The sequence below is a fragment of the Paracoccus sp. UBA5162 genome (genome assembly GCF_002413585.1).
In the GTDB taxonomy this organism is placed as follows: domain Bacteria; phylum Pseudomonadota; class Alphaproteobacteria; order Rhodobacterales; family Rhodobacteraceae; genus Paracoccus.
In genome coordinates this window covers 1-7,928 of sequence record NZ_DHXG01000046.1, presented here as the reverse complement: position 1 = coordinate 7,928, position 7,928 = coordinate 1, and the positions used below count along the sequence as shown (strand labels likewise).

Annotated in this window: 6 protein-coding genes; 4 read left to right on the top strand and 2 right to left on the bottom strand. The window is 66.2% G+C overall.

The features are described from left to right. Positions 1-263: 263 nt before the first annotated feature. From B4A72_RS06800 to rnr, 4 genes are read left to right on the top strand one after another with little or no spacing between them, the layout of a single operon-like run. On the top strand, positions 264-1,028 hold the full coding sequence (locus B4A72_RS06800) for a sulfite exporter TauE/SafE family protein (RefSeq protein WP_292954530.1): 765 nt from the start codon (positions 264-266) through the stop codon (positions 1,026-1,028). 1 nt (position 1,029) lies between these two features. Beyond that, complete coding sequence (dapE, locus tag B4A72_RS06795; protein WP_292954527.1) at positions 1,030-2,166, top strand: succinyl-diaminopimelate desuccinylase; 1,137 nt, start codon at positions 1,030-1,032, stop codon at positions 2,164-2,166. Next, positions 2,163-2,579: a GNAT family N-acetyltransferase gene (locus B4A72_RS06790; RefSeq protein ID WP_292954524.1), complete on the top strand. Its 417-nt coding sequence runs from the start codon at positions 2,163-2,165 to the stop codon at positions 2,577-2,579. The genes dapE and B4A72_RS06790 overlap by 4 nt, the downstream gene beginning before the upstream one ends. Before the next feature lie 36 nt (positions 2,580-2,615). After that, the gene (gene rnr, locus B4A72_RS06785; protein WP_292954521.1) at positions 2,616-4,880 is read left to right on the top strand and encodes a ribonuclease R; all 2,265 of its coding nucleotides are present in this window, start codon (positions 2,616-2,618) and stop codon (positions 4,878-4,880) included. Positions 4,881-4,961: 81 nt separating this feature from the next. Here the strand turns inward: rnr and B4A72_RS06780 are convergent, their stop codons facing one another. Further along, on the bottom strand, positions 4,962-6,275 hold the full coding sequence (locus B4A72_RS06780; RefSeq protein WP_292954518.1) for a short-chain fatty acid transporter: 1,314 nt from the start codon (positions 6,273-6,275) through the stop codon (positions 4,962-4,964). Positions 6,276-6,436: 161 nt separating this feature from the next. Then, positions 6,437-7,699 carry an HlyD family type I secretion periplasmic adaptor subunit gene (locus B4A72_RS06775; protein WP_292954585.1) on the bottom strand — a complete coding sequence of 421 codons (1,263 nt, stop codon included), beginning with the start codon at positions 7,697-7,699 and terminating at the stop codon, positions 6,437-6,439. Positions 7,700-7,928: the final 229 nt, after the last annotated feature.

Genomic DNA, 7,928 nt, shown 5'->3' with positions numbered 1-7,928 from the left:
CCACCTTGCCCGTCGGTGCGACCCGTGCGCAAAGGGTCTCGACGGCGCGGGCCTGAACGGATTCGATCTCGGACAGGACGGTGGCGGTCGTTTGCATGTCTTTCATCGGGGCATCCTCTTGCGGCGTCGCGGCATAGCTAGAGCCTTCGCAGGCGCAGCGCAACTATAATGCGCAAACCCAGTCTTGAAAGAACGAAAATGTCTGATGAATTTGCCGCGACGTGCCATTTCCATTCCCGTGTCGCGGGTCTAGCGTCGCGGTCATGTTCGGGGTCGAACCATGGCAGATGCTGGCCGTCGTCGCAGTCACGGCCTTTGCGGGTTTCGTGAAGGGAACCATCGGTTTCGCCATGCCGGTGATCATGCTGTCGGCCTTCGGCTCGATCCTGCCGCCGACCACGGCGCTGGCCGCGCTGATCATTCCGACGCTGGTGACCAACATCCAGCAAACCTTGCGGCAGGGGCCGCGCGAGGCCTGGCGTTCGGTCCGCGATTTCCGCTGGCATATCACGATGCTGCTGGTCTTCATCGCCGTCTCGGCCGGCTTTGCCCGCGCCATTCCGCAAAGCATCATGTATGCGCTGCTGGGCGTGCCGATCGTGGGCTTTGCGATCTGGCAATTGTCGGGGCGTCCGCTGGTCGTGCCGTCGCATCACCGCCGAAGGGCCGAGATCGCGACCGGCATTATCGGCGGCCTTTATGGCGGGATCTCGGGGATCTGGGGACCGCCGCTGATCGTGCTGCTGATGTCGCTGGGTGTCAGCAAGCGCGAACAGGTCCGCGTCCAGGGCGTCGTCTTTTTGCTGGGCGGGATGGTGCTGACGGGCGCACATCTGGCCTCGGGGGTGCTGAACGCGCGGACGCTGCCGCTGTCGGTGCTGCTGGTGCTTCCCGCCTTTGCCGGAATGCTGGCCGGCTTCGCCTTGCAGGACCGGCTTGATGTGGTGCAGTTTCGGCGCTGGACGCTGGTGCTGCTGGTCGTGACCGGGCTGAACCTGGTCCGCCGCGCCTTCGAGACCGGGATATGAGATGATTGACGCCGCCGACCTGACCGCCCGCCTGATCCGCTGCCCTTCGGTCACGCCGGAAGAGGGCGGCGCCTTGGTCCTGCTGGGGGACATGCTGCACCAGGCGGGTTTCGAGACCCACCGCATCGATCGCGGGGGCACGCCGAACCTGTTCGCCCGCTGGGGCGCAAAAGGCCGGCCGGCTCTGGGGTTCAACGGCCACACCGATGTCGTGCCGCCCGGAGATCTTGGATCCTGGACCCATCCGCCCTTCAGCGGCCATGTCGAGGACGGCCTGATCTGGGGGCGCGGTGCGACCGACATGAAATCGGGCGTCGCGGCCTTTACCGCGGCCGCCATCGATTTCGTCACCGAAACACCCCCCGACGGCGCGGTGATCCTGACCATCACCGGCGACGAGGAGGGCCCGTCGACACACGGCACCAGTGCGATCATCGACTGGATGGAAGAAAACGGCGAACGAATGCAGGCCTGCATCGTCGGTGAGCCATCGAACCCCGATGCGATGGGCGAGATGATGAAGATCGGCCGGCGCGGATCGGCCACCTACCGAATCCGCGCCACGGGGTTGCAGGGCCATGCCGCCTATCCGCATCGGGCCAGGAATCCGCTTCACACGCTGACCCGCTATCTGAACGATCTGATCGCCGCACCGCTGGATTCGGGGTCCGACCATTTCGAGCCGAGCGGTCTTCAGATCGTGTCGGTGGATTGCGGCAACCCGGCCTCGAACGTGATCCCCGAACGTGCCTCGGCCGTGGTCAATATCCGCTTCAACGACCTGCATACCGCCGCCTCGCTGGCCGAGGAGCTGACCCGGCGCGCCGCGGTGCTGGGCGACGAAACCGGCGTCGTCCTGAACATCGATGCCGACGTTTCGGGCGAGGCATTCGTGACCGAACCCGGCCCCTTCGTCGATCTGGTCCGCGACGTGGTCGAACAGCAGACGGGACGCCGGCCGATCCTGTCCACCTCGGGTGGAACCTCGGACGCACGGTTCATCAAGGATCTTTGCCCGGTCGTGGAATTCGGACTGGTCGGCCATTTCATGCACCAGGTCGACGAGCGCGTGCCTCAGGCGCAGGTCCGTCAGTTGAAGATGATCTACCAACGCATTCTGGAAAGATTTTTCGCATGAAGATCGAGGAGACGCGCGATCTGGACCGCTGCCGCGCCCTGCGCCGAAAGGTCTTCATCGAGGAACAGGGTGTCGCGGAGGCCGAGGAATGGGACGGGCTGGACGGGCAGGCGCTGCATCTTCTGGTCTGGCAGGACGGCACCGCCATCGGCACCGCGCGGATCCTGATCAAGGACGGCACCGGCAAGATCGGCCGCGTCTGTGTCCTGCCCGAGGCGCGCGGCGCGGGCCATGGCGCCGCGCTGATCCGGGCGGCGGTCACGATGCTGCAAGCCCGCCCCGGCATCACGCGAGCCATGCTGGGGGCACAGACCCATGCCATCGGCTTTTACCAGAAGCTTGGGTTTTCGGTTTGCGGTCCCATCTATGACGATGCCGGCATCCCGCACCGGGACATGAGCCGCGATCTGTGATTGCGTTTCTTCCGCCATCCTGACAGGGCGATCTTCATGACCCAGCTACCCGACAAGCAGCAGATCCTGGATTGGGTTTCGGACCATCCCGACGCCAATTCCAAACGCGACATCGCGAAAGCCTTCGGCATCAAGGGCGCGCAGCGGATCGAGCTGAAACGCCTGCTGAAGGAACTGGAGGCCGAAGGCCAGCTGGAACGCCGCCGCCGTCACTATCTGGACGCCGAAAAGCTGCCTGCCGTGACCGTTCTGGAATTGCTGGCCCCGGACGGCTCGGGTGATCTGTTCGCGCGTCCGCTGGAATGGCGCGGCGAGGGGCCCGTGCCCAGGATCCTGTATACGCCGCGCCAGACCGACCCGGCACTGGGGCGGGGCGAGCGGTTCCTGGCCCGGCTGGTCGAGGTCCACGGCGAGGATCATCAATATCAGGCCCGTCTGATGCGCCGCATCACCGCCGCACCCAACCGTATCACCGGCATCTTCCGCAAGGACACCGAGGGCGGCCGCATTCTGCCCATCGACAAGGGCCAGGACAAGGAATGGCGGATCCGCGCCGACGCCACCCAGGGCGCGCAGAACGGCGAACTGGTGCAGGCCGAACAGGTCGGGCCCAGGGCGCGGATGGGCCTGCCCCAGGCGCGGATCATCGAACGGCTGGGCGATCCGTCGGCCCCGCGGTCGGTCAGCCTCATCGCCATCCATCAGCACGGGATTCCCGACGAATTTCCCGAAAAGGTGGTCGAGGAAGCCGAATCGCAAAAGCCCGCCACGATGAAGGGGCGCGAGGATCTGCGCGACCTGCCGCTTGTGACCATCGACCCGTCGGATGCGCGCGATCACGACGACGCGGTGGCGGCCATGATCGAGGATGACGGCGGCGCGACGATCTGGGTCGCCATCGCCGATGTGGCCCATTACGTCCGGCCCGGCTCGGCGCTGGATCGCGAGGCATGGACGCGCGGCAACTCGACCTATTTTCCCGACCGCGTGGTCCCGATGCTGCCCGAGGCGCTGTCGGCGGATCTGTGTTCGCTGCACGAAGGCGTGGACCGCCCGGTGATTGCGGTCAGGATGCGGCTGGATGCCCAGGGCAACAAGATCAGCCACAATTTTCATCGCGGGATGATGAACAGCCGCGCCAGCCTGGCCTATGAACAGGCGCAGGCGGGCGCGGACGGGGATCCCGATCAACAGACCAGACCGCTGATGGACAGCGTGATCAAACCGCTTTGGCATGCCTACGGCCTGTTGCGCGATGCGCGCGCGCGCCGCCAGCCGCTGGATCTGGACCTGCCCGAACGGCGGATCGAGCTGACCCCGGATGGTCGCGTTAGATCGGTGAATTTCCGCGACCGCTTCGATGCGCATCGCCTGATCGAGGAATTCATGGTCCTGGCCAATGTCGCCGCGGCCGAGGAACTGACCCGGCGTCGACGGCCGCTGCTGTTCCGCGTGCACGAGGAACCCAGCCTCGACAAGATCGACGCGCTGCGCGAGGTGGCGCAGGCATCCGGCTTCAACCTGGCCAAGGGGCAGGTGCTGCATACCAGCCACCTGAACCGGCTTCTGGCCCAGTCCGAGGGCACCGATTTCGATGAACTGATCAACATCTCGACCTTGCGGTCGATGACGCAGGCCTATTACCACCCGGAAAATTTCGGCCATTTCGGGCTGGCGCTGAAAAGCTATGCGCATTTCACCTCGCCCATCCGCCGCTATTCCGACCTGATCGTGCATCGCGCGCTGATTTCGGCGCATGGCTGGGGCGGCGGGCGCGGGGGCAGGGCGGACGGGCTGTCGGATGGCGACATGGACCGCCTGTCAGAGACCGCGACCCATATCAGCGAGACCGAGCGCCGGTCGATGGCGGCCGAACGCGACACCACCGACCGCTATCTGGCCGCCTACCTGTCCGAGCGTGTGGGCACCGAGATGACGGGTCGGATCAGCGGCATCCAGCGATTTGGCGCCTTCGTGAAACTGGACGAGACCGGAGCCGACGGCCTGCTGCCGATCCGCGACCTGGGCCGCGAATATTTCCATTTCGATCCCGATGCACAGAGACTTCTCGGCGCCGATACCGGATTGGAAATCGCCCTGGGCCAGCGTGTCACGGTGCGCCTGACCGAGGCGGTGCCGGTCACCGGCGGGCTGACGCTGGAATTGCTGGAACTGGACGGCAAGGCACTGCCCGCAGGTCCGCGAAAGGGCAAGAACAAGGGCGGCGGCGCCCGGCGCATGTCCACTCAGGCACGTCTGTCCGAGGTCAGGCGCGCGTCCAGCCGACGCAGGAAACGATAGCGCAATGGCCGCGGCCCGGCGCGTTTTTTGCGACGAACCTGCCGAGTTGGACCGGGGGCGAAGGGGCCAAGGGCCCCGAGGCTATAGCAGATACAGAAGGCCCCCGATCACCAGGCCGGTGATCAGCAATTGCACCACGCAGAAGCCCATGATGTCGCGCGGTTTCAGCCCGGCAATGCCCAGCATCGGCAGCGCCCAGAACGGTTGCAGCAGGTTCGTCCAGGCATCGCCCCAGGCCACGCCCATCACCACGCGCGGAATATCGGCGCCAAGCGCCTCGGCCGCGGGCAGCATGACGGGCGCCTGAACCGCCCATTGCCCGCCCCCCGAGGGAACGAAGATGTTGACGATTCCCGCGCTGATGAAGGCCCAGAAGGGCAGCGACTCGGCGGTCGAGATCGAGACGAACCATTCCGACATGCTGGCGGCCAGGCCGCTGCCGGTCATGATCGCCATGATCCCGGCATAGAAGGGAAACTGGATGACGATCCCGGCGCCGCCGCGCACACCCTGGTCCAGTGCCGCCAGCAGGTTTCGCGGCGTGCCATGGCAGAGAATGCCCAGGAACAGGAACAGGAAATTCACCGTGTTCAGGTTGATGCCGCCGCCGCCGAGGAAATAGATCGCCAGCCAGACCAATCCGGGCAACCCGATCAGCCACATCAGGATCGGGCTGGTTTCCAGCCGCTCGGCGGGTGTGGCCCTGCGTTCCGCGGAGGCCGGTCCGGCATCCTCGCCAAGTTGCGCCGGATCGACAAGGACCTGTTCCTCTTCGGTCGGCAGCATCGCACGATTGACCAGCGGAACGGTGATCAGGATCGCGACCGCGATGGTCAGATTCCAGGCCGAGAAGATCGTCTGCGAGGTCGGAATCACGCCGATCTGGTTTTCGGTGAAATGGCCCGGCGTCGCGATGGTCAGCGGGATCGAGCCGGACAAGCCGCCGTGCCAGATGACGAAGCCGGAATAGGCCGCCGCCACCAGCAGACGATAATCGACGCGGACCTGCCGTGCGAGTTCCTTGGCGAAGATGGCGCCGACAACCAATCCGAAGCCCCAGTTCAGCCAGCTCGCGGCCAGCGACACCACACTGACCAGCACGATCGCCGAGCCGCGCGAGCCGGCGAAGCCGGCGATCCATTGCAGGACGCGGCGAACCGGAGGCGAACTTGCAAGGATGAAGCCGGTGACCAGCACCAGCAGCATCTGCATCGAGAATTGCAAAAGCTCCCAGAAACCGTCGCCCCAGATCCGGATCAGCGTCACCGGATTGGTGCCCTGTGTCGCGACCGCCGCGATCGCCGCGATCAGCGTCAGGACGATGACGAAGATGAAGGCATCGGGCAGCCAGCGCTCCATCATCCGGGTTGCGGGGCGGGACAGGGCTCTCAACATGCTGGCTCCTTGCTTTGTATCGAGGTCCGAGGCTGCGTCAGCCGGGGCGCAGGCGCAACCCATGGGTGATGTTCGGTCAGGCCGCCGGGCCGGTCGCGGCCCCCGAGGCCAGCCGCCATCATCAGAGGCCGGCCTTGACGGGACCTTCGAGGATGGCCGGATCAGCTTTCGCGGAAGGCGCGGTTGAAATAGTCCGCCAGCGGCTTCAGCAGATAGGCCATGGGGCTGCGTTCGCCCGTCTGGATGAATACCTCGACCGGCATCCCCGGGATCAGCGCCATGTCGCCCAGCTTCTCGAGTTCTTCGGGCGGAATCGTGACCTCGGCGCGGTAGTAAGGGGTCCGGGTGCCCTCATCGACCAGTGCGTCGGCCGAAATCCGGCCCAGCCGTCCGTCAATTTCGGGCGTCGTGCGCGACGAGAAGGACGAGAAGCGCAGCACGACCGGCTGGCCGATCATCACCTCGTCCACGTTGATCGTGGCGATGCGTGCGCCGATGACCAGCGGGCGGTCCTGCGGTATGATATACATCAGGGGCTCGGCCGGCCGGATGACCGAGCGGGGCGTCGTCACCTTCAGATCGTAGATCAGGCCGGCGACAGGGGCGCGGATGTCCAGCCGGCTGATCTGCTCGGTCAGGCTGCGGCGGCGTTCGGCCAGTTCCAGTTCGCGATAGCCAAGGTCGCGCAACTGGGTTTCGGCATCCTCGCGGCGTTGGGCCGTCATCCGCAGCCTTTCGACGTCGATCTCGGTCTGCTTGGTTTCCGAGGCCGCGCGGCTGGCCTTCAACTCTCCGATCTGGCCATCGATCCGGGCCGCCTCGCGCTGAAGACCCAGCACGCGCGATGCCTGCGCCAGTCCGCGATCCAGCAGGCTTTGCTGGTCCTTCAGTTCCTGTCCGATCAGGTCGCGCTGCTGGCCCATCGCGGCAATCTGCGCGTCGATCCCTTCGACCTGCTGGGCCACCTGCTGCGATTGCTTGGCAAGCTGGTCCAGCGATTGCGCCTGCGTATCGCGGCGGGCCTCGAACAGGCTGCGCTGGCCCGCGATCAGGTCGTCAAGGCTTGCGTCCCTGGCGGCCGCCTCGGTCAGCGGACGCGGAAAGGTGATCTCTTGCGCCGCCGCGCGTTCGGCCTCGAGCCGGCCGCGTCGGGCGAGGATTTCGAAATACTGACCCTCGACGATGGTCAGTTCGGTTTTCACAAGCGAGCCGTCCAGCCGGATCAGCAGATCGCCGGCGGCGACGGATTGCCCGTCCGTGACGGCGATTTCCTCGACCACGCCACCATCGGGATGCTGGACCACCTGTCTTTGCTGTTCGACCTCGACCTGGCCCGGCGCGACGACCGCGCCCGCGATGCGGCTTTCCATCGCCCAGAGACCGAATCCGCCGAACAGGATCAGGATCGCCAGAAGGCCGACCATCAGCGGCCCGCGCACCGGCCAGCGGCCTGGATCGGGCGCCGCGATCGGGCGCGGTGGTGGTGGCGGCGAGGGCGGCGGCGGCGGCGCGGGCGTCTGGGCTTCGCGGGTTCGGACCAGTTCGCGAGATTCGCGGGGCTGATCGTCGCGCACCCGCGCCGGTTCGGGGGCCGGTGGCTTCGCCTGCTGCGGCGCGGCGCCCTGCGCCTGGGCGCCGACGCCGATTCCGATC